Genomic DNA, 20,760 nt, shown 5'->3' with positions numbered 1-20,760 from the left:
GCCGGACGGGCTGAAATGAGCCCCCCAACCCACCCGTACCCTTGGTGCGTGACCAGCCCCACCCCCGACGCCCTCCTGGGCCCCGCCGACATCCGCGAACTCGCGGGAGCTCTCGGCGTGCGGCCCACCAAGCAGCGCGGCCAGAACTTTGTGATCGACGCGAACACGGTGCGCCGCATCGTGCGGACCGCGGAGGTGCGCCCCGACGACGTGGTCGTGGAGGTGGGCCCCGGCCTCGGCTCGCTGACGCTGGCTCTGCTGGAGGCCGCCGACCGCGTCGTCGCCGTCGAGATCGACGACGTACTGGCGGGTGCCCTGCCCTCGACGGTCGCGGCCCGCATGCCGGAGCGCGCGGAGCGGTTCGCGCTGGTGCACTCCGACGCGATGCACGTACGGGAGCTGCCCGGCCCGCCCCCCACCGCGCTGGTCGCCAACCTCCCGTACAACGTCGCCGTGCCCGTCCTGCTGCACATGCTCGAAACCTTCCCGACCATCGAGCGCACGCTCGTGATGGTCCAGGCGGAGGTCGCCGACCGGCTCGCGGCCCCGCCCGGCTCGAAGGTGTACGGCGTCCCGTCCGTGAAGGCGAACTGGTACGCCGACGTGAAGCGGGCCGGTGCCATCGGCCGCAACGTCTTCTGGCCCGCGCCCAACGTCGACAGTGGGCTCGTCTCGCTCACCCGGCGTGCCGAGCCGCTCAAGACGTCGGCCACACGGCGCGAGGTGTTCGCCGTGGTGGACGCCGCGTTCGCACAGCGGCGCAAGACGCTGCGGGCCGCGCTCGCGGGGTGGGCCGGTTCCGCGCCCGCCGCCGAGGCCGCGCTCGTCGCCGCCGGGGTCTCGCCGCAGGCCCGCGGCGAGTCACTGACCGTGGAAGAGTTCGCCCGCATCGCAGAAACCCGCATCGCAGAAACCCGCGCCACCGACAGCGCCCCCGACCATCGCGCCCCCGACCATCGCGCCCCCGACAACGAGGAGTCGACCCAGCCGTGACGGAGACGCAGACGGTGACGGTACGCGTCCCTGCCAAGGTCAACGTCCAGCTCGCGGTCGGCGGCGCCCGCCCCGACGGCTTCCACGACCTGGCCAATGTCTTCCTCGCGGTCGGCCTCTACGACGAGGTGACGGTCACCGAGGCGGACGAGCTGCGCGTCACCTGCGCGGGGCCGGACGCCGGACAGGTGCCCCTGGACCGTACGAACCTCGCGGCCCGCGCCGCCCTGGAACTCGCCCGCCGTTACGGCGTCGACCCCGCCGTCCACGTCCACATCGCCAAGGACATCCCCGTCGCCGGCGGCATGGCGGGCGGCAGCGCGGACGGGGCCGGCGCGCTGCTGGCCTGCGACGCGCTCTGGGGTACGAACGCCTCGCGCGACGAACTCCTCGACATCTGCGCCCAGTTGGGCAGCGACGTGCCGTTCAGCCTGGTGGGCGGGGCGGCGCTCGGTGTCGGGCGGGGCGAGCAGCTGCGACCGCTGGAGGTCGGCGGGACCTTCCACTGGGTCTTCGCGATGGCGGAGCGCGGTCTGTCGACCCCGGCGGTCTTCCGGGAGTTCGACCGCATGAACGAGGGGGTGCGGATCCCCGAGCCGGTCGCCTCGCAGGAGCTGTTCGACGCCTTGGCCAAGGGGGACGCCGGGGCCCTCGCGCGCGCCGTCTCCAACGACCTCCAGCCCGCCGCCCTCTCCCTCTTCCCGGCCCTCGCCGACACCCTCGCCGCGGGCCGGGCGGCCGGCGCCCTCGCCGCGCTCGTCTCCGGCTCGGGCCCGACCACCGCCTTCCTCGCCCCGGACGCGCCCTCCGCGCAGACCATCGCCGGGGCCCTGCTCACGTCGGGCACCTGCCGTTCCGTACGCGTCACGGAGAGCCCGGCGCCGGGCGCGACGGTGCTTTAGACGGGGCGCCGCTCGCCGGCTGCCCCCGCCTCGGGCAGGGGCCGGAGGGGCTGAGATTCAGCCCGTCCGGCGTTTGAGGACGAGCGCGAAGCGCGATACGGGGGTCTGGGGGCGGAGCCCCCAGGTACGGGACGGGTAGGGGCGGAGGGGGCGAGAGCAGCCGCGGGTCAGCCCACGTACCGCGCCGGACTACCCTTGAGGGTCGATCGTCCCCCTTGTCAGGAGAGAAATGGCCGTCAACCTGGTCAATGTCGAGTCCGTCAGCAAGGTGTACGGCACCCGCGCCCTGCTCGACGGAGTCTCCCTCGGCGTCAGCGAGGGCGACCGCATCGGCGTGGTCGGCCGTAACGGCGACGGCAAGACCACCCTCATCCGCATGCTCGCCAAGCTGGAGGAGGCCGACACCGGAAGGGTCACCCACTCCGGCGGCCTGCACCTCGGCGTCCTGACGCAGCACGACTCCCTCGACCCCGAGGCCACGGTCCGCCACGAGGTCATCCGGGACCTGGCCGACCACGAGTGGGCGGGCAACGCCAAGATCAGGGACGTACTGACGGGATTGTTCGGCGGACTGGACCTGCCCGGGTTCCCGCAGGGGCTGGACACCGTCATCGGCCCCCTCTCGGGCGGGGAGCGCCGCCGCATCGCGCTGGCGAAGCTGCTCATCGACGAGCAGGACCTGATCATCCTCGACGAGCCCACCAACCACCTGGACGTGGAGGGCATCGCCTGGCTCGCCCAGCATCTGCGCGAGCGCCGCTCCGCACTCGTGTGCGTGACCCACGACCGGTGGTTCCTCGACCAGGTCTGCACGAGCATGTGGGACGTGCAGAAGGGCGCGGTGTACGAGTACGAGGGCGGCTACTCCGACTATGTGTTCGCCCGTGCCGAGCGCGAGCGCATCGCCGCCACCGAGGAGGTCAAGCGGCAGAACCTGGTCCGCAAGGAGCTCGCCTGGCTGCGACGCGGTGCCCCCGCCCGCACCTCCAAGCCGCGCTTCCGCATCGAGGCCGCCAACGAACTGATCGCCGACGTGCCGCCGCCCCGGGACAAGAGCGAGCTGATGAGGTTCGCCGGCTCCCGGCTCGGAAGGACGGTCTTCGAGCTGGAGGACGTCACGGTGCAGGCCGGGCCGAAGGTGCTGCTCAAGCATCTGACCTGGCAGCTCGGCCCCGGCGACCGGGTCGGTCTGGTGGGCGTGAACGGCGCGGGCAAGACCTCGCTGCTGCGCGCCATGGCCGAGGCCGCCCGCAGCGAGGGGGAGCGGCAGCCCGCGGCCGGCCGGATCGTCACCGGCAAGACCGTGAAGCTCGCCTATCTCTCGCAGGAGGTCTCCGAGCTCGATCCGACCCTGCGCGTGCTGCAGGCCGTGCAGGCCGTCCGCGACCGGGTCGACCTCGGCAAGGGGCGCGAGATGACCGCCGGGCAGCTGTGCGAGACGTTCGGCTTCAACAAGGAGAAGCAGTGGACGCCGGTGGGCGACCTGAGCGGTGGTGAGCGGCGGCGGCTGCAGCTGCTGCGCCTGCTGATGGACGAACCGAACGTCCTCTTCCTCGACGAGCCCACCAACGACCTCGACATCGAGACGCTCACCCAGCTGGAGGACGTGCTCGACGGGTGGCCCGGCTCGATGATCGTCATCTCCCACGACCGGTTCTTCATCGAGCGCACCACGGACAATGTGTTCGCGCTGCTCGGCGACGGCGCGCTGCGGATGCTGCCGCGCGGGATCGACGAGTACCTGGAGCGGCGCCGGAAGATGGAGGAGGTCGCGGCCGCCGCCGTGCTCGCCTCCGCGCCGGCGCCCGCGAAGGCCGCGTCCGCCGCCGACGCCCGCGCCGCCAAGAAGGAACTCCAGAAGATCGAGCGGCAGTTGGACAAGGTCTCGGAGAAGGAGACCAAGCTGCACGCCCAAATCGCCGACAACGCCACCGACTTCGCGAAGGTCGCCAAACTGGACGCCGAGTTGCGCGAGTTGGCCGGAGAGCGCGAGGAGCTGGAGATGCGCTGGCTGGAGCTCGCGGAGGACGCGTAAGGGAGCACGCACGACCTCCGAGGGGGCAGGCGGCATCTGAGCAGGCGCATGAACACGCGCCGCGCGCCTGGCGTGAAGGGCGCGTGAAGGCGCGTAACGACGGCATCACGGGCCGGTTCTCCCTTGGGAACAGGGGGAGGACCGGCCCCCTGTGCGCGCCCCCCAGAGTGATAGAAAGAGCCGTCTGAGACCAGTCTGAGAACCACCGGTGTGGCAGGAACGCAGCGCCGCCGGTGGGGCGCCACATCAGTGAAGAGGGGGACGCGCTGATGAGTCAGCCGCCGAGTCAGCCGCCGCAGGGCGGCTTCGGAGCACCGCAGGACCAACCGTCGGCGGGAGGCTTCGGCGCGCCCCAAGACCCGCGCGCGCAGGGCGGATTCGGAACGCCCCCCAACCCGGCTCACACGCCGCAGGGCACGCCCCCCAACTCCCCGTACCCGCCCCAGAGCACTCCCCCCAACTCGCCGTACCCGTCCCAGAGCACGCCCCCGCCGCCCGCGCAGCAGCCCCAGGCGCCCGCGCCCCCGCAGTCTCCGCCCGCCGGCGCGCCAGGACCGGCGCCCGGTTACGGATACCCCCAGCAGCCGGGTCCCTACGCCCAGCCGGGCCCGTACGGCCAGCCGCAGCAGCCGGCTCCGTACGGTCAGCCGGGCCCCTACGGGCAGCCCCCGCAGTCGGGTTACGGATATCCGCCGCAGGCGCAGTACCCGGGCGCGCCCGGCACCCCGCCCGTCGGCGGGGGCGGCTCCAGGAACCCCTTCAAGGGCAGGCCCGCCGTGGTCATCGGCGCCGCCGTGGCCGCGCTGCTCGTGGTCGGCGCCGCCGTATGGGCTGTCAGCAGTGGTGGGGACGACGGCAAGAAGCCGATCGCCCAGAAGAGCCCGAGCCCCAAGGTCTCCGCCTCGGACGACCCGGTCAACCCTGGTGACGGCAGCGGCGACGGCGGCGAGGACCACAAGGACCTCAACGAGGGCCGCCAGGCCGGTGAGGCGAAGGTGCTCTGGTACAAGCAGGCGCCCGACGCCCCCGGTTCCGGCGCCGACGCCCCCGGGCTGTGGATCACCGACAAGACGGCGGTGAAGGCGGCGTACAAGCAGGTCTTCGCGTTCAACGTCGGGGACGGCAAGCCCACTTGGGACGCCCTGACCTTCCCGCAGAAGATCTGCGCGGTCACCCCGCGGAAGACGTCCGACGACAAGATCGTCATCGCGTACATGAGCGGGACCGGCGACAACGCCAAGTGCAACCAGCTCCAGCAGCTCGACCTCGACACCGGCGCGAAGGGCTGGAGCACCAAGGTCCCGGACGGTGAACTCTTCGACAGCACGCTCTCGATCGAGCTGTCCGTCGCCGGCGACACGCTGATGGTCGGTCGCTCGATGTCCGGTACGGCGTACGACGTCAGCAGCGGCAAGAAGCTGTGGGACAAGAAGAAGTACGGCGCGGGCTGCTATCCGGCCGGGTTCACGGGCGGCGCCAAGCTGCTGGCCGTCTCGTCCTGCGGGGTCGGCAGCGACACCGAGCACGACGAGGTGCAGGAGCTCAACCCGTCCACCGGGGCGGCCAAGTGGACCACGAAGATCCCCAAGGGCTGGCGGGTCGAGCGGACGTACTCCGTCAACCCGGTCGTCCTCTATATGACCAACGACGACAAGAAGACGGTGAACGTCACCACGCTGAAGGACAACGGCGACGTCCGCTCGCAGCTGAAGAGCAAGGACACGTTCGCGCCCGACTGCGGCTACGCCGTCCTCGACCGTGATCTGCCGGGCTGCTTCGGCACCGCCGCCGACGCCGACACGCTCTATCTGCCGACCGAGGCGAAGAGCGGCGCCAACGAGATCGTCGCGTTCAACCTGGCCACCGGCAAGGAGAAGTGGCGCGTCAAGTCCCCGGCGGACGAGTCGATGCTGCCGATGCGGATGGACGGCACGAACCTCATCGCGTACGTCGAGCCGTCGTACGACGCCGGTGGTCAGATCGTGTCGATCACGACGGCCGGCAGCAGCCACAAGACGACGAAGCTGCTGCAGAACCCGCAGGGCACCGCGGACATCGAGAACAGTTTCTTCTCGAGGGCCGTCGACTACGTGGACGGGCGCTTCTACATCTCCACCACCCGGCTGACCGGCCAGGACGACGCCAAGGAGAAGTTGATGCTGGCCTACGGCAACTGACCCACGCCCTCCCGCACTTCGAACCGTCCAGGCCCGCCAACCCATCGCATTCCGAGGTACACACGTCATGAGCCAGCCGCCCCCGCCCCCGCCGAACCAGCCCCCGCCCGGCGGTTTCGGCGCGCCCCAGGACCCGCCGCCCGGCGGTTTCGGTGCCCCGCAGGACCCGCCCCCGGGTGGTTTCGGCGCCCCGACGCCCCCGCCGCCCGCCCAGGGCCCCGGCTACGGCTACCCGCAGACGCCGCCGCCCCCGCAGACGGCTCCGCCCGCTCCGCCGCAGCAGCCCTACGGCTACCCGCAGACGCCGCCGCCCCCGGCCCAGCCCGGCTACGGCTACCCGGGCCAGCAGCCGCCGCAGTACGGCACCCCGGGCCAGCAGCAGGCCCCGTACGGCTATCCGCAGCCGCAGACCACGCCCATGCAGCCGCAGGCTTCCCAAGGAAGCGGCGGCGGGCGGAAGTTCAGCAGCCAGACGGCCATCATCGTGGCGGCCGTGGTGGTCGTCGCGCTGATCATCGGCGGCGGTGTCTGGTACGCGAAGTCGTCCGGCAAGAACGACGACAAGAACAACTCCGCGAGCAGTAGCGGCGGCACCGGCGGCAAGGGCGGCGACAACAAGGGCGGTGACAAGACCACCGGCTCCGGCGGCAAGGAGAAGGTCCCGGCCAACACCAGCTCCACGGTGCTCTTCCGGATCCCCGCGCCGTCCGTGAAGGACGACGACAGCGTGACCACCGTCGGCTCCTGGCTCACCGACAAGGTGTACGCCAAGAGCGGCAACGCCGAGATCAACGGGTACGACCCCGACACCGGGGCGAAGACCTGGACGATCAAGCTCCCCGGCCCGGTGTGCCAGGCCAGCCGCCACATCACCGAGTCGAACCGGACCGCGATCATCTACGAGCCCGCCATGCCCACCAAGGCGGACCCCTCGCACGGTTGCAGCCAGCTCGCGGCCATCGACCTCGACGCCGGCAAGAAGCTGTGGACCCATACGGTCAAGTCCGGTGACGAACTGGTCAGCCTCGAAAACGTCACGGTCAGCGCCAACACGGTCGCCGCGGGCAGCACCAGCGGCGGCGCCGCCTTCGACATCTCCACCGGCAAGCAGCTCTGGGCGCCGAAGTCGACCGACAGCTGCTACGACTCCGGGTACGGCGGCGGCGACAAGCTGGTCGCGGTCCGCAAGTGCGGTGAGTACGGCAGCGCGCGCCAGCTGCACATCCAGACCATCGACCCGAAGTCCGGGAACGTGCTCTCCGAGTACAAGATGTCGGCCGGCATCGAGTACGCGAGCGTCGTGTCGACCAACCCGCTCGTCGTCGCCGCCGACGTCGGTGACTCCGCCGGTGATGGCAGCGGCATCTCGGACTTCTTCTCCATCGACAACAAGACCGGCAAGCTGCGTTCGAGGATCTCGGCGCCCGGCAAGCAGTTCTCGGCCCGCTGTGACGGCATCACCAGGACCGAGTACTGCTCCCTGCTCGCCGTCGGCAACGACAAGCTGTACATCCCGACCGAGGAACACGACGGCACGGGCAACTACAGCCAGACCAACGAGATCATCGCCTTCGACCTGGCCACCGGAAAGCAGACCGGCGAGCGCGCGGACGCGGGTGACGGCTACGTCATCACCCCGCTGCGTATGGATGGCAGCAACATCCTGGCGTACAAGCGTCCGCCGTACGACAAGGGCGGGCAGATCGTCAGCATCGACGGCACCTCCTTCAAGGAGACCAAGCTGCTGGAGAACCCGGCGACCGAGGCGGTCCGCGACGCGGAGTCGAGCATGCTTCCGGACTACGCCGAGATCCTGTACAGCACCGGTCACCTGTACATGTCCCAGGTCTACGCCGACAAGCCGTCCTCCGCGGACCAGAAGGAGTACCTGGCGATCGCCTTCGGAGCGCAGTAGCCGAATCCGTAGCAATCACCGAAATTCGCTCGTCCGTACGGCCCCGTCCCTGCTCAGGGGCGGGGTCGTACGCGTACCCCTCATCGCTCACGAATGGGGCGGATTTCGATATTCCCGGGCACTTCTCTCCAGGAGGGGAAGCGCAACGCCGAACAAGCGTGTAGCTTCCGGGGGATGGAGAGCCGGGGGGCTCCTAATCCACGGGGAACCAGTGGGGATGCTTGGGGGGACTGGGGGGTTGCCTGATGGGAGTGCGGCTCATGGTGGTCGACGACCACCGACTGCTTGCCGAGGCGTTGGCCTCGGCCCTGAAGCTGCGCGGGCACCGGGTGCTCGCCGCGGCGGCGCCGGCCGCGGGGGCGGCGGAGCTGGTGATCACACGGGCACCGGAGGTGTGCCTGATCGGTACGGCGACGCCGGATGAGCCGGGGATCTTCGACCCGGTGGTGAAGATCAAGCGGGAGCGGCCGCAGGTGGCCGTCCTGGTCCTCGGCCCGGTACCGAACCCGCGCGGCATCGCCGCCGCCTTCGCCGCCGGCGCCTCGGGCTACGTACGTCATGACGAACGCATAGAGGGCGTCGAGCGCGCGATCATGAAGGCGAGGGCGGGCGAGGCGGCCGTGGCCCCGCAGCTGCTCCAGGGCGCCTTCAGCGAACTGCTCAACCCGGCCGCCCAGCCCGACGACGAGGGGCAGCGGCTCCTCCAGATGCTCACCCCGAGGGAGGTCGAGGTCCTGGTCCGGGTCGCGGACGGCGAGGACACTCGGCTCATCGCGGCCGGGATGGGCATCGCCCCGTCGACGGCCCGGACCCATGTCCAGCGCGTGCTGATGAAACTGGGGGTGGGTTCACGCCTGGAGGCGGCGGCGCTGGCGGCCCGTACGGGGCTGCTGGACCGGGCGGGACCGGTGCCGACACCGACACCGCCCGGGGTTCCCGAAGACCTTTGAGGGCTACGAGGAGGGGGTCGTCGTTTCGTCGAAGCTGGCGAAGTAGGCGGCGGCCATGTCCTCGTCGGCGTGCCCCTGGGCTCCGGCGCGGCGGAGCCGTTCGGCCGCGGCTTCTGCCACGTCGAGACGGACGCCGTGCCGCTGCCCGGCCGCGACGATCAGACGGGCGTCCTTCTCGGCGGTGGCGACCGCGAAACTGGCCGGTGACAGCCGGTCCTCCAGGATCAGGGCGGCCTTGGCGTGCAGATAAGCCATGTCCATCGGGCCGCCGGCGATGAGGTCGAAGAAGCTCTGCGGGTCCACGCCGAGTCCCTTGGCCAGGGCGAGGACCTCGCCGGCCGCGGCGGTGGCCGCGAGTACCCAGCTGTTGGCGACGAGTTTGAGACGGGTGGCGCCGGCCGCCGCAGCGTCCTCGCCAATCCACATCGTGCGGGCGCCGACGGCGTCGAAGACCGGCGCCACCGCGTCCCGGCTCTCGACCGGGCCCGCCGCCAGCACGGTCAGCTGCCCTGCCTCCGCGGGCTCGCGCGTGCCGAGGACCGGCGCGTCGAAGAAGACCAGCTGGTGCTCGCGGGCGAAGCCGGCCAGCTCGGCCACCGCCTCGATCCCGGCGGTCGTGGACTGCGCCCAGACGACGCCGGGCCGCAGCCCGGGCGTCGCCTGCCGCATGACATCCAGAGCTGCGCCACCGTCGTACAGCATCGTGAGGACCACATCGGCGCCCCGCACGGCCTCGGCCGGCGTGTCGGCGATGTGCGCTCCGTCGGCGGCGAGCGGCTCGGCCTTCTCGCGGGTGCGGTTCCAGGCGCGGACGCTGTGCCCGGCCCGCGCGAGGTTACGGGCCATCGCGGCACCCATGATTCCGGTACCCAGGACGCTTACGGTGAGTTTGTCGGTCATGGGATCAGCTTGCCCTTCTTGGCCACCGAGGCAAGGCTGCCCACTCCGTCTGCCGTCAGCGCGTCGTGCGCAATGGGCATCCGGTGCCGACGCGCGCGGTGAGGTCCGCCCGCAGAGTGCCGAGTTCGGCCATGCGCGCGTCGATGACCTGGATCTTCTCCGTGAACAGCGCGGACAGCGCCTGCGCGGTGTCCGGCGCCTCGCGTAGTTCCTCGCCGTGGCGGGCGATCTCCGCCAGTGAGAATCCGAGTGTCTGCGCGGTACGAACGTAGAGCAGCCAGGGCACTGTCTCGGGCGGGAAGTCGCGATATCCGTTGGCCAGCCGTCGGCCCGTGACGAGGCCGACCTTCTCGTAGAACCGGATGGTGTCTCTGGTCACGTCCGCCTGCGCGGCCAGCTCCCCGATACGCATGACCCTCCGTCGGATGTTGGGCTTGACCTTGGAGCGTAGTCCACTGTTTACCGTGAGGCGTCGCCGTCCTGAATTCGGCAGGAGCCTCGTCATGACCTCTCTCTTCGCTTCCACACGCCCTTCCTATCTCCGCGTCGTACGGGCGAGTGCCTGGTACGACCTCGTCGTCACGGCGGGATTCGCCACGCCGTGGACGTACGCGCTGGTGCACGACGCGCTGTCATCGTTGGGCCGCGCATGGGGGCTGGGCGTCATGCCCGAACTCGACCCGATGCAGACCCTGTACGCGAATCTGATGGGTTCCGTCGTGGTCGTCTGGGCCGTCCTGCGCATCGCCAGGCCGCTGTCGGTGCACGGACTGCTCGACGGCATAGCGCGCACACTGTTCGCGATGTGGCAGGCGTACGCGCTGGCCCACGGCGCCACGCGGCTGCTGTGGCTGTTCCTCGGCGTCGAGGCGGCCTTCGCACTCGCCCAACTCGTGCCGTGGTGGCGGCACCGGCACACAGATCTGGTGAACGACCGCGTAGCTCAGGCCGTTGGGAAACGGCTCGACGCAGCGAGTCAGTGACGCCCGGGCGCCGGAAGACGTCGGCACGGCGGGCCTGTTCCCCGCCGGCTCACTGGGCGGCCGGGCAGGCGTCCGGTCCGCCCTTGGCGAACGCGTCCTTGCTGCAGTAGGTGACGGTCGGGAAGTAGGGACCCATGACCGAGGCCGGGTCCTGGCCGTGCTGGACGTTCTGAACAGCGTTGTGGAAGTCCCCAGCGGGGAGCATGTTCCGGAAGAGCAGGATGCTGTTGACGTTGGTGGGCCCCCAGGAGATCCAGGTCACCTTGTTGTCCGTGGTCGCGTTGGCGGGGCGGTCCTGCGGGGTGGAGACCACGAAGGTGTAGCGCCCGTCCTTGTCCAGCGCCGTCTGGTAGTCCGCGGCGCAGGAGGTCGCCGGGTAGGGCAGTTGCCATTGGTTCTGGCAGAGCGACCAGTACCTGAGCTGGGTTTTGGCGAGTACCGACTGGCCCGCCCCGGTGTTGGGGAACGTGGGTGCCTTGCCCCGGATGACCGCGACGCGGCCGGATTCATAGCTGAGGGGTGTGCACAGGTACTTGTTGTACGGGTTGGGGAACAGGCCTCCGACCTTGTTGGGCACGGCGAAACCCGGAGCTTTCGGTGTGGACTTCCCGCATCCCTCGAATCCCCCGGGAGGCGCGTTGTCTTTCACCAACTGCCTGATGAATCCGACCAGTGGGCCGGCAGGACCCTTGGTCGAACCGGCGTCGGCGCACGTCTTGAACGTACTGGTACTGCCGTCCTGATGCCGTATCGACAGCGTGGGAAGGGGGACCCCGCCCGTCGGATCGGAGGCCTTGGCCGGCACATAGATCCGCAATCCCAGAAACCCTGCTCCCGAGGTCGCTTTGTCGGCCGTGGCGGCCAGGGTGTTGTTGCCGGAACCGGCTGGGACCCCCGCCTGCACGGTGACGCGATAGCGGTGCTGGGTGGCGCTCGTGCCGGTATTCGAGTCGGTGAAGGGATTTTTGCTGCCGGAACTCGCTGCGATTTGTTTATCCGCGAGCGAGTCGTAAGGCGAGCCCTTGACGCTGTACGTCGTCAGAGAGGTGAACCGGGCGGAAGGGAAAGTCCCCTCCGCCACCAACTGATCTCCCTTGGCCAGTCGGTAAGGCATCACCCAATAAGTGGCGTTCGTCTCCGGGAACGCGAAGTTCATCCTGCTGGGACTGACTACGCCTGGCCATCCGCAGGAGACTTGAGGAGGTGGTGCCTGCCCGGTTCGCGCCGGGACCGCGGCATCGGCGGGTGCGGCTTCCACCGCGACGACGCCCAGCACTGCCAGCGCATAAGCGCCCAATGCTCGCATGAGGGAGTGCATGGATCCGCTCCATCCGTGGATTCCGAAAGCTGCTGACGGAGAGCTTTCGCCGATGGGCGAGCGGACGATTGATGGCGATGCTGTGGTGTGACGCCCTGAGATACCGGCGGCACGCGAAGGATCGTCCCGGGGTGTGGCATTCCTGCCCCCGCCTCACCGGCATTGCGGTGCCGGCCCCGCCAGTACCTTGCCCACTCACGCTCCCTTAAAGGGCGCACCAGGAACAGTGTTACGCCATCGCATGCGCCGTGCAACACGAGGCGAGGGCTCTCCCTCCGGCCAAAGCGCCCTACGAAAGCCCGGTGTCTCGGCGGATCTGGGCGCCGAACAGCCGTTCATCCAGCCACTTAGCCGCGACTCGCCGCGCTGTATCTCACCGAGGGGCTGCTTGATTGCTCAAGCCTGGGGTGCGGCAAGCTTGCCGGTCTTTATGTGGTGGAGGAGGTGAGCGAGGGGGGTGGGGGTGGTGGTGAGGTGGGTGGTGGGGGTGTCGCTCTCACGGAGGTGAAGAGTGTCGGGGGTGGTGGCGAGTTCGAGGCAGGCGTTGCCGTCTCCGCTGCCCGAGAAGGACGACTTCTGCCAGTTGAGGGGGGTCATCTTGCGCCTCATAGTTCCTTCGCCAGCCGGTGGATGAAGTCACGCGATCGTTCCGGTTCGAGTGACGCGGCCTCCATTCTACGGAAGAGTGTTCGAAATGTGCCGAGTTGGGCTTCGGAGTCGATGAAGCCCGCACCCTGAGGCGCGTCGCGCACGACTGTGTCCAGTTTGGGTACGGTGCCGCCCGCGTACGTCATGGCGCTATCAGCACCGGCGAAATCGTCCAGGTCGAACGGAATGACACGCACGGTCACGTGCTCAGCCTCCGAGAACTCCAGGATGTGGGCGAGTTGAACCCGTGCTGCGGTGCGGTCGCCGACCCGGATGCGTAGTGCAGATTCGTGGATCACTGCCTCGTACGGGGTCGGCCGGGGTCCCTCGAGGATGACGCGCCGCTCCAGCCGGTGCCGTACGCGCAAATCAAGCTCACTCTCGGGGAGTTCGGGCACCCGGTACCCGAGGATCCCGCGGGCGTAGTCCTCTGTCTGAAGCAGGCCGGGTACATGCAGGAAGTCCACGTCCCAGCGGTAGGTGGCGTGGTGTTCCAGCTCGGACAGGTCCAGGAACGACGTGGGCAGTAGGCCTCGGTACTCCTCCCACCAGCCGCGCGTCCGGTCGGTGGCCATCGCAACCAGAGCCGCGATCAACTCCTCGTCCGCACAGGCGTAGTGAGCGGCAAGACGACGTACGCGGGCTTCGCTCACGCCCGCGATGGCGGACTCGATCTGGCTCATCTGGACGGAGTCGGCCCCGAGCAGCGCGGCGGCTTCGCGGGCCTTCAGACCTGCGGCTTCGCGAAGTTTACGCAGTTCAGCGCCCAGGCGTACCTGGCGTGCGGTGGGCTGTCGTCGGCGCGGCATCGCTTCCTCCTTGCCCCCAACTGCAGGGAAGCAGTGACTCGTTCAGGGGGAAGATTACGGCAACGACTTGCGGGGTCCTAATTTGAGGACCTACCGTCAGTGACGCGACGCACACGCTGCGGCACCCGGGACCTCGGAAGCGCACCACCCCGTCATGCCACGACGGCCGTGACACTGCCACCGCCGACCTTCGCCGTTCCCCCCAACCCACCCCCTCCGAATCGGAGTTCACCCATGCCCAAAACCGAGCCCTGGCAGTACTCCCTCCACATCCCCCACGACGACCGCGCCGTCACCGTCTGTCGCCGTACCGTCCGTCTCATCCTCACCCTGCACGGCCTGATCCGCCTCGCGGACGTCGCCGAGCTGCTGGCGGCGGAGCTGGTCTCCAACGCCGTACGGCATACGAAGGGCCCGGCGGCCCTGCGGCTGCACTGGCGGGACGGCGTCCTGCGCCTCGGCGCGTGGGACGCGAGCCCGGTGCCGCCGCCGTACGACCTGGCGGTGGCCCCCGACGCGGAGGCGGGCCGGGGACTCGGCCTCGTGCGGGCGTGCGCCGACGACTGGGGCTGGTATCCGCAGCGGCAGGGCGGCGACACCGGCAAGTACGTGTGGTGTGACCTCGGCGCGGCGTAGCTCGTTGATCATGTCGGACAGGAAGGAGAGCCGATGGTCAGCTCGTCGCACGAGGCGCTGCATCAGATCTGCCAGAAGGACACGGAGGGAATGATCCGCAGCTTCCGGCGGCTCCTCCACGTGCCGTTTCCGGAACCTCGCTCAATCGCCGTGGTCAACACGGACTTAACCGAGATCGAGCCGGTCGAGCGCCGCGTGGACAGTCTGGTGCGGATGGACACCGATGACGGTGACGTTCTGCTCGTGCTGGAGTCGCAAGGCAAGAAGGACGAGAGGAAGCGCGGAAGTTGGCCGTACTACCTCTCGTACCTCTACGAGAAGTACCGCTGCGAGCCGGTGCTGATCGTCATGACCCAGAGCCGTTCCACCGCCCGGTGGGCCGCTCAGCCCATCCGGTTCGGGCTACCGGGGTGGTCCTCGCTCGTCGTACGACCGTTGGTCCTCGGGCCGGACAACGTCCCGGTGATCGCCGATGAGGCGGAGGCGGCGCGGGACGTCACCCTGGCGGTGTTTTCGGCGATTACGCATGGTAAGGGGGCGGATGCCGCTGCGATACTGGGACCACTCGCGGCAGTCCTGGAGACCGTCGATCCCGACAGCGCGGCGGTGTTCGCGGAGCTTGTCGAGTCAGGCCTGATCGATGCGCAGGCGAAGAAGATCTGGAAGGAGCTGATGATGCCGGTGAACTACTTCTTCAAGAACCCTGTCGCGGAGAAGGTGCGTGAGGAGGGGCGCGAGGAGGGGCGTGAGAAGGGGCGCGAGGAGGGCCGGGTCGAGGATCGTGTCGAGATGATCCTGCGCATCCTTGAGTGGCGTGAGATCGCGGTGCCGGATCCCGTTCGTGAGCGTGTGCGGGGCTGCACGGATCTGGAGCAGCTCGAATCCTGGGCGAAGCGTGCGGTCCACGCGACGAACGCCGCCGACTTGTTCACCACCGAACAGCCCGAATAGCCGTACGGGGCCGGAGTCTCCCTCAGGAACTCCAGCCCCGTACACGCGTCTTACTCCGATTACTCCGATTACTCCGAGGCCGGCGGCTCCTCCTCGGCCGGCAGTTCCGGTACCGGGACCGCCAGGGGGCGCAGCCACAGCCAGGCCAGGAAGAAGATGCCCAGGGCGAGCATGCCCAGGCCGGTCCAGAGGTTGATGTTGACGCCCTGGGCCTTGTGGAGGTTGGCGTCGGAGACGGTGAGGCCGGCGATCGTGACGATGATGCCGTAGATCACGAAGAGGCCGCCGATGATGCGGCGGAGGTCGAAGATGCGGGCGGCGGTCACGGACTTCTGCTCGAGTTCCGTGACCTCGCGCTGGACGTCGTCTTCCGAGTATTCGGACATGGTCTCTCAGTCCTCGGGCGGTCAGAAGGAGAAGGGGATGTAGCAGATGGCCGCGAGGATCACCGCGCCCCAGCCCAGCAGGGCCGGCCTGCGGTACCAGGCGTCGTCGCCCGCGGCGGGCGGCTCGGACATGCCGGGGGAGCGGGTGCCGTAGACCAGGCCCTGGAGCTGCGCGGCCGGCTTCGGCGCGGTGAACAGCGACACGACGACCATGACGACCGCGCCGGCGACGAAGCCGGCGATCGCGGAGACGAAGTTGGCGCCCTGGTCGGAGGGGATGGCGATGATGCCGCGCTTGTAGATGACGAAGTAGTTCACCATCGCGGTCACGGTGCCGGCGAGCAGGCCCCAGAAGCCGGACTTCGCGGACGCGCGCTTCCAGAACATGCCGACGATGAAGACGACGAACATCGGCACGTTGAAGAAGGAGAACAGCGTCTGCAGGTAGCTCATGATGTTCGAGAACGAGGACGCCAGGAAGGCCGTGCCGACCGAGGCCATGACGCCGACCACCGTGATCAGGCGGCCGAAGCGGACGTAGTACTCGTCCTCGCGGCCCTTGACCACGTACCGGGCCCAGATGTCGTTCGTGAACACCGTGTTGAAGGACGACACGTTGGCCGCCATGCCCGCCATGAAGGCCGCGAGCAGACCGGTCACCGCGATGCCGAGGACGCCGTTGGGCAGCAGCTGCTCCATCAGGTACGGGATCGCGTCGTTGTACTGCAGATCGGAGCCTGAGGTGCCGATCTTCGGCACGAGGACGGCGGCGACCAGGCCCGGGATCATCACCAGGAAGACGATGAAGATCTTCGGGAACGCGGCGATCAGCGGTGTGCGCTGGGCGGCGGAGAGGTTCTTCGCGGACAGGGCGCGCTGCACCTCGGCGAAGTTGGTCGTCCAGTAGCCGAAGGACAGCACGAAGCCGAGGCCGAGCACGATGGTCAGCCAGTTGGCGCCCAGCGGGTTGACGCTGCCGATGCCGGTGCCGCCCCACGCGGTGGTGAAGTTGGCGCCATGGGTCTTGGTGAGTGAGTCGGTCAGGCCGCCCCAGCCGCCGACCCTCTTCAGGGCCAGCACGACGAGCGGGATGAGGGCCGCCAGGATCACGAAGAACTGGAGCACCTCGTTGTAGATCGCGGAGGACAGACCGCCGAGGGTGATGTACGCCAGCACGAAGGCGCCGGCGACCACGATGGCCACCCACTGCGGCCAGCCGAGCAGCGCTTCGACGACGATCGCGAGGGCATAGAGGTTCACGCCGGCGATCAGGATGGCGGCGAAGGCGAACAGGATCGAACTCAGCCAGTGGGCCCATTTGTCGAAGCGCAGCAGCAGCATCTCGGGGACCGAGCGCACCTTGCTTCCGTAGTAGAAGGGCATCATCACCAGGCCGAGGAACACCATCGCCGGGATGGCGCCGATCCAGTACCAGTGCACGGTGTACGCACCGTACTGCGCACTGTTGGCGGCCATGCCCAGGATCTCGGTGGCGGCCAGGTTGGCCGAGATGAAGGCGAGACCGGTGATCCACGCGGGCAGGGAACGCCCGGACAGGAAGAAGTCGAGGCTGGTCTTCACCGAGCGGCGGGCGGCGAAGCCGATGCCCAGGACGACGGCGAAGTAGATGCCGAGGATGGTGTAGTCGAGAGCGTTCGTGGGGAGCCGCAGCTGAGCTGCCAGGTGGACTCCCGGCGTGGCCAGTTGTGTGGGGGACTGCATAAGAACTCGCTTCGTCGCGTGAACGTATCGGACCGGAACCTACGCCTCCGCATCTAGGAAATAAACACGTTTCGTGGTGTCCTTTGTTTGATTGTGATGTTGACTGTGATGGTGATTTGTGGTTTGTTGTGTTCGGTTCTGTTTGAAGCTTTGATGGGTGTGGATGGGGAGTCCGACAGTGAAGAAGACCTCGACCCGGCTCGCCGACGGTCGTGAGCTCATCTACTACGACTCGCGCGACGACGCCGTGCGCGGCGCGGTGGATCGGCGCCCGCTCGACCCCACCGTCACCACTTCGGAGGTACGCCGCGACCCGCTGCTCGGCGACCGCGTCGCGATCGCCTCGCACCGCCAGGGGCGTACGTACCACCCGCCGGCGGACGAGTGCCCCCTGTGCCCCTCCCAGGGTGACCGGCTGAGCGAGATCCCCGACTCCTCGTACGACGTCGTGGTGTTCGAGAACCGCTTCCCCTCGCTGGCCGGTGACTCCGGCCGCTGCGAGGTCGTCTGCTTCACCTCCGATCACGACGCGTCCTTCGCCGATCTGACCGAGGAACAGGCGGGCCTGGTCCTCGAGGCGTGGACGGACCGGACCGCCGAGCTGTCCCACCTCCCCTCCGTCGAACAAGTCTTCTGCTTCGAGAACCGCGGCGCCGAGATCGGCGTGACCCTGGGCCATCCGCACGGCCAGATCTACGGCTACCCCTTCACCACCCCGCGCACCGCGCTGATGCTGCGCTCGCTCGCCGCGCACAAGGAGGCGACCGGCGGCGAGAACCTCTTCGACGAGGTCGTCGCCCGCGAGCTGGCCGACGGTTCGCGCGTCGTCCTCGCGAGTGACCACTGGGTCGCCTTCGTGCCGTACGCCGCGCACTGGCCCTACGAGGTCCACCTCTACCCGCGCCGCCGCGTGCCCGACCTGCTCGGCCTCGACGAGGGGGCGCGCACAGAGTTCCCCCAGGTCTATCTGGAACTCTTGAGGCGCTTCGACCGGATTTTCGGTGAGGGCGAGCCTCCGACGCCGTACATCGCCGCATGGCACCAGGCGCCGTTCGGGTCGCTGGAGGAGTTCGACGGTGTCAACCGCGACGACTTCGCGCTCCACCTCGAGCTTTTCACCATTCGCCGCACTTCCGGCAAGCTGAAGTTCCTCGCGGGTTCCGAGTCCGGCATGAGCGTGTTCATCAACGACGTGCCGCCGGAGACCGCGGCCCAGCGACTGCGAGAGGTAGCGAGTTCATGAGTGGGAAGTACCTGGTCACCGGCGGTGCGGGTTATGTCGGCAGCGTGGTCGCGCAGCACCTGATCGAGGCCGGCCACACGGTCACCGTCCTCGACAACCTCTCGACCGGGTTCCGTGAGGGCGTACCCGCCGGGGCCTCCTTCATCGAGGGCGACATCCGCGACGCCGCCAAGTGGCTGGACTCCTCCTACGACGCCGTCCTCCACTTCGCCGCGTTCTCGCAGGTCGGCGAGTCCGTCGTCAAGCCCGAGAAGTACTGGGACAACAATGTCGGCGGCACCATGGCGCTGCTCGCCGCGATGCGCGAGGCGGGCGTGCGCAAGCTGGTCTTCTCCTCCACGGCGGCGACGTACGGCGAACCGGAGCAGACCCCGATCGTCGAGACGGCCCCGACCAGGCCCACCAACCCGTACGGCGCCTCGAAGCTCGCCGTCGACCACATGATCACCGGTGAGGCCGCGGCGCACGGACTCGGCGCGGTCTCCCTGCGGTACTTCAACGTGGCGGGCGCCTACGGGGAGAGCGGCGAGCGGCACGACCCCGAGTCGCACCTCATCCCGCTGGTCCTCCAGGTCGCGCAGGGCGGCCGCGACGCCATCTCCGTCTACGGCGACGACTACCCGACGCCGGACGGCACCTGCATCCGCGACTACATCCACGTCGCGGACCTCGCCGAGGCGCATCTGCTGGCGGTCGCGGCGGCCTCGCCCGGCGAGCACCTGATCTGCAACCTCGGCAACGGCAACGGCTTCTCCGTCCGCGAGGTCATCGAGACAGTGCGTCAGGTGACCGGGCACCCGATCCCCGAGGTCGTGGCCCCGCGCCGCGGCGGTGACCCGGCGGTACTGGTCGCCTCGGCCGAGGCCGCCCGGGAGCGGCTCGGCTGGAACCCGTCCCGCGCGGATCTCGCGGGGATCGTCGCGGACGCGTGGGAGTTCGCACAGAGCAGGTCGAAGGAGCAGTAGGTGGGGATCAGCGAGGGCTTCGAGGAGCTGTACGGCGCCGCGCCCGAGGGTGTCTGGGCCGCTCCCGGCCGGGTCAATCTGATCGGCGAGTACACGGACTTCAACGAGGGGTTCGTGATGCCGCTCGCGCTGCCGCACACGGCGGTGGCGGCGGTGTCCCGCCGGGACGACGGCGTACTGCGCCTGCACTCGGCGGACATCGAGGGCCCGGTCGTCGAGCTGGACGTCGCGTCGCTCGCGCCGCTGACCGACACCAGCTGGGCGGCGTACCCGGCGGGTGTGGTGTGGGCGCTGCGCGAGGCGGGGCACGCGGTGGGCGGCGCCGATGTGCATCTGGCCTCGACGGTGCCCACCGGCGCGGGCCTCTCCTCCTCGGCGGCCCTCGAGGTCGTGACGGCTCTCGCCCTCAATGACCTCTACGAACTCCGCCTCACCCGGCCCGAGTTGGCGCTCCTTGCCCAGCGGGCCGAGAACGACTTCGTCGGCGTGCCGTGCGGGGTCATGGACCAGACGGCGTCGGCCTGCTGCACCGAGGGGCACGCCCTGCACCTCGACTGCCGTGACCTGTCCATCCGCCAGGTCCCCTTCGACCTCGCCTCCCAGGGGCTCGAACTCCTGGTCGTCGACACCCGTGTGAAGCACGCGCTCGGCGACGGGGCGTACGCCGAGCGGCGCGCGGGGTGCGAGGAGGGGGCGCGGCAGCTTGGGGTCTCCCATCTGCGGGACGTGGCATACGAGTCGCTGGACGCGGCGCTCGCCCGCCTGTCCGACGAGCGCGTACGCCGGTACGTACGCCATGTCGTCTCCGACGACCGCCGTGTGGAACAGGTCATCTCCCTGCTCGACGCGGGCGATGTCCGGGCCATCGGCCCCGTTCTCACATCCGGCCACGCCTCCCTGAGGGACGATCTGCGGATCTCGTGCGACGAGCTGGACCTCGTCGTCTCCACGGCCAACGCGGCCGGTGCGCTCGGTGCCCGGATGACGGGCGGTGGCTTCGGCGGCTCCGCGATCGTCCTCGTCGAGTCCGCCGACGTCGACACCGTCACCAAGGCGGTCACGGAGGCCTTCGCCGCGGCGGGCTTCACAGCGCCTCGGGTGTTCCCGGCGGTGCCGTCCGCCGGGGCCCGGCGCGTGAGCTGACCTCCGGGCGGTTTTCGCCCCCTCCGCCCCTGCCCGTCCCGTACCTGGGGGGGGGGGGGGGGGGGGCCGCGCCCCCCGCCGCCC

Annotated in this window: 19 protein-coding genes; 12 read left to right on the top strand and 7 right to left on the bottom strand. The window is 69.4% G+C overall.

Annotated elements, in window-relative coordinates:
- The first annotated feature begins 48 nt into the window (after window positions 1-48).
- The 6 genes from rsmA to AB0D27_RS29655 all read left to right on the top strand — a co-directional run bounded on the left by rsmA (window position 49) and on the right by AB0D27_RS29655 (window position 8,972).
- Window positions 49-993: a 16S rRNA (adenine(1518)-N(6)/adenine(1519)-N(6))-dimethyltransferase RsmA gene (gene rsmA, locus AB0D27_RS29680; protein ID WP_362515025.1), complete on the top strand. Its 945-nt coding sequence runs from the start codon at window positions 49-51 to the stop codon at window positions 991-993.
- Window positions 990-1,895, top strand: coding sequence for a 4-(cytidine 5'-diphospho)-2-C-methyl-D-erythritol kinase (locus AB0D27_RS29675; protein ID WP_362515023.1), 906 nt, complete (start codon window positions 990-992; stop codon window positions 1,893-1,895). Before rsmA ends, AB0D27_RS29675 begins: the two co-directional genes overlap by 4 nt.
- Before the next feature lie 229 nt (window positions 1,896-2,124).
- Window positions 2,125-3,930, top strand: a complete 1,806-nt coding sequence (locus AB0D27_RS29670) for an ABC-F family ATP-binding cassette domain-containing protein (RefSeq protein ID WP_362515022.1) — start codon at window positions 2,125-2,127, stop codon at window positions 3,928-3,930.
- Window positions 3,931-4,199: 269 nt separating this feature from the next.
- Window positions 4,200-6,107 (top strand): PQQ-binding-like beta-propeller repeat protein, encoded by a 1,908-nt coding sequence (locus tag AB0D27_RS29665; RefSeq protein ID WP_362515020.1) that lies wholly within the window; start codon window positions 4,200-4,202, stop codon window positions 6,105-6,107.
- A 67-nt stretch (window positions 6,108-6,174) separates the two neighbouring features.
- Window positions 6,175-8,022, top strand: coding sequence for a PQQ-binding-like beta-propeller repeat protein (locus tag AB0D27_RS29660; RefSeq protein WP_362515019.1), 1,848 nt, complete (start codon window positions 6,175-6,177; stop codon window positions 8,020-8,022).
- A 245-nt stretch (window positions 8,023-8,267) separates the two neighbouring features.
- The gene (locus AB0D27_RS29655; protein ID WP_362515017.1) at window positions 8,268-8,972 is read left to right on the top strand and encodes a response regulator transcription factor; all 705 of its coding nucleotides are present in this window, start codon (window positions 8,268-8,270) and stop codon (window positions 8,970-8,972) included.
- 3 nt (window positions 8,973-8,975) lie between these two features.
- Here AB0D27_RS29655 and AB0D27_RS29650 read toward each other — a convergent pair whose 3' ends face one another.
- Complete coding sequence (locus AB0D27_RS29650; RefSeq protein ID WP_362515016.1) at window positions 8,976-9,872, bottom strand: NAD(P)-dependent oxidoreductase; 897 nt, start codon at window positions 9,870-9,872, stop codon at window positions 8,976-8,978.
- 55 nt (window positions 9,873-9,927) lie between these two features.
- On the bottom strand, window positions 9,928-10,284 hold the full coding sequence (locus AB0D27_RS29645) for a MerR family transcriptional regulator (RefSeq protein ID WP_362515014.1): 357 nt from the start codon (window positions 10,282-10,284) through the stop codon (window positions 9,928-9,930).
- 91 nt (window positions 10,285-10,375) lie between these two features.
- Between AB0D27_RS29645 and AB0D27_RS29640 the strand changes: the two genes are divergently transcribed.
- Complete coding sequence (locus AB0D27_RS29640) at window positions 10,376-10,855, top strand: hypothetical protein (RefSeq protein ID WP_362515013.1); 480 nt, start codon at window positions 10,376-10,378, stop codon at window positions 10,853-10,855.
- Window positions 10,856-10,904: 49 nt separating this feature from the next.
- Here AB0D27_RS29640 and AB0D27_RS29635 read toward each other — a convergent pair whose 3' ends face one another.
- The 3 genes from AB0D27_RS29635 to AB0D27_RS29625 form a co-directional block, all read right to left on the bottom strand.
- A complete protein-coding gene (locus AB0D27_RS29635) occupies window positions 10,905-11,936 on the bottom strand; it encodes a hypothetical protein (RefSeq protein WP_362515012.1) in 1,032 nt (343 codons plus the stop codon).
- Between the two features lie 633 nt (window positions 11,937-12,569).
- On the bottom strand, window positions 12,570-12,782 hold the full coding sequence (locus AB0D27_RS29630) for a DUF397 domain-containing protein (RefSeq protein WP_362515010.1): 213 nt from the start codon (window positions 12,780-12,782) through the stop codon (window positions 12,570-12,572).
- Window positions 12,779-13,630 (bottom strand): helix-turn-helix transcriptional regulator, encoded by an 852-nt coding sequence (locus tag AB0D27_RS29625; protein WP_362515009.1) that lies wholly within the window; start codon window positions 13,628-13,630, stop codon window positions 12,779-12,781. The genes AB0D27_RS29630 and AB0D27_RS29625 overlap by 4 nt, the downstream gene beginning before the upstream one ends.
- Window positions 13,631-13,864: 234 nt before the next feature.
- On the opposite strand from AB0D27_RS29625, the gene AB0D27_RS29620 reads away from it, so the two are divergent.
- Entirely contained in the window at window positions 13,865-14,266 is a 402-nt protein-coding gene (locus tag AB0D27_RS29620) for an ATP-binding protein (RefSeq protein WP_362515007.1), read from the top strand.
- Between the two features lie 33 nt (window positions 14,267-14,299).
- Window positions 14,300-15,217, top strand: a complete 918-nt coding sequence (locus AB0D27_RS29615; RefSeq protein WP_362515005.1) for a hypothetical protein — start codon at window positions 14,300-14,302, stop codon at window positions 15,215-15,217.
- A 68-nt stretch (window positions 15,218-15,285) separates the two neighbouring features.
- Here the strand turns inward: AB0D27_RS29615 and AB0D27_RS29610 are convergent, their stop codons facing one another.
- Window positions 15,286-15,603 carry a hypothetical protein gene (locus tag AB0D27_RS29610; RefSeq protein WP_362515004.1) on the bottom strand — a complete coding sequence of 106 codons (318 nt, stop codon included), beginning with the start codon at window positions 15,601-15,603 and terminating at the stop codon, window positions 15,286-15,288.
- A gap of 21 nt (window positions 15,604-15,624) precedes the next feature.
- Window positions 15,625-17,325 carry a sodium:solute symporter family protein gene (locus AB0D27_RS29605; RefSeq protein WP_362515003.1) on the bottom strand — a complete coding sequence of 567 codons (1,701 nt, stop codon included), beginning with the start codon at window positions 17,323-17,325 and terminating at the stop codon, window positions 15,625-15,627.
- Between the two features lie 178 nt (window positions 17,326-17,503).
- On the opposite strand from AB0D27_RS29605, the gene galT reads away from it, so the two are divergent.
- The 3 genes from galT to galK are packed head-to-tail and all read left to right on the top strand — an operon-like array spanning window position 17,504 to window position 20,676.
- Window positions 17,504-18,568: a galactose-1-phosphate uridylyltransferase gene (gene galT / locus AB0D27_RS29600; protein ID WP_362515001.1), complete on the top strand. Its 1,065-nt coding sequence runs from the start codon at window positions 17,504-17,506 to the stop codon at window positions 18,566-18,568.
- Window positions 18,565-19,533 carry a UDP-glucose 4-epimerase GalE gene (galE, locus tag AB0D27_RS29595; protein WP_362515000.1) on the top strand — a complete coding sequence of 323 codons (969 nt, stop codon included), beginning with the start codon at window positions 18,565-18,567 and terminating at the stop codon, window positions 19,531-19,533. The genes galT and galE overlap by 4 nt, the downstream gene beginning before the upstream one ends.
- On the top strand, window positions 19,534-20,676 hold the full coding sequence (gene galK / locus AB0D27_RS29590) for a galactokinase (RefSeq protein ID WP_362514999.1): 1,143 nt from the start codon (window positions 19,534-19,536) through the stop codon (window positions 20,674-20,676).
- Window positions 20,677-20,760: the final 84 nt, after the last annotated feature.

Origin of the sequence: Streptomyces sp. NPDC048415 (assembly GCF_040651675.1) — a bacterium.
In the GTDB taxonomy this organism is placed as follows: domain Bacteria; phylum Actinomycetota; class Actinomycetes; order Streptomycetales; family Streptomycetaceae; genus Streptomyces.
The sequence above is the reverse complement of the archived record's forward strand: the minus strand, read 5'-3'. Positions and strand labels throughout refer to the sequence as shown.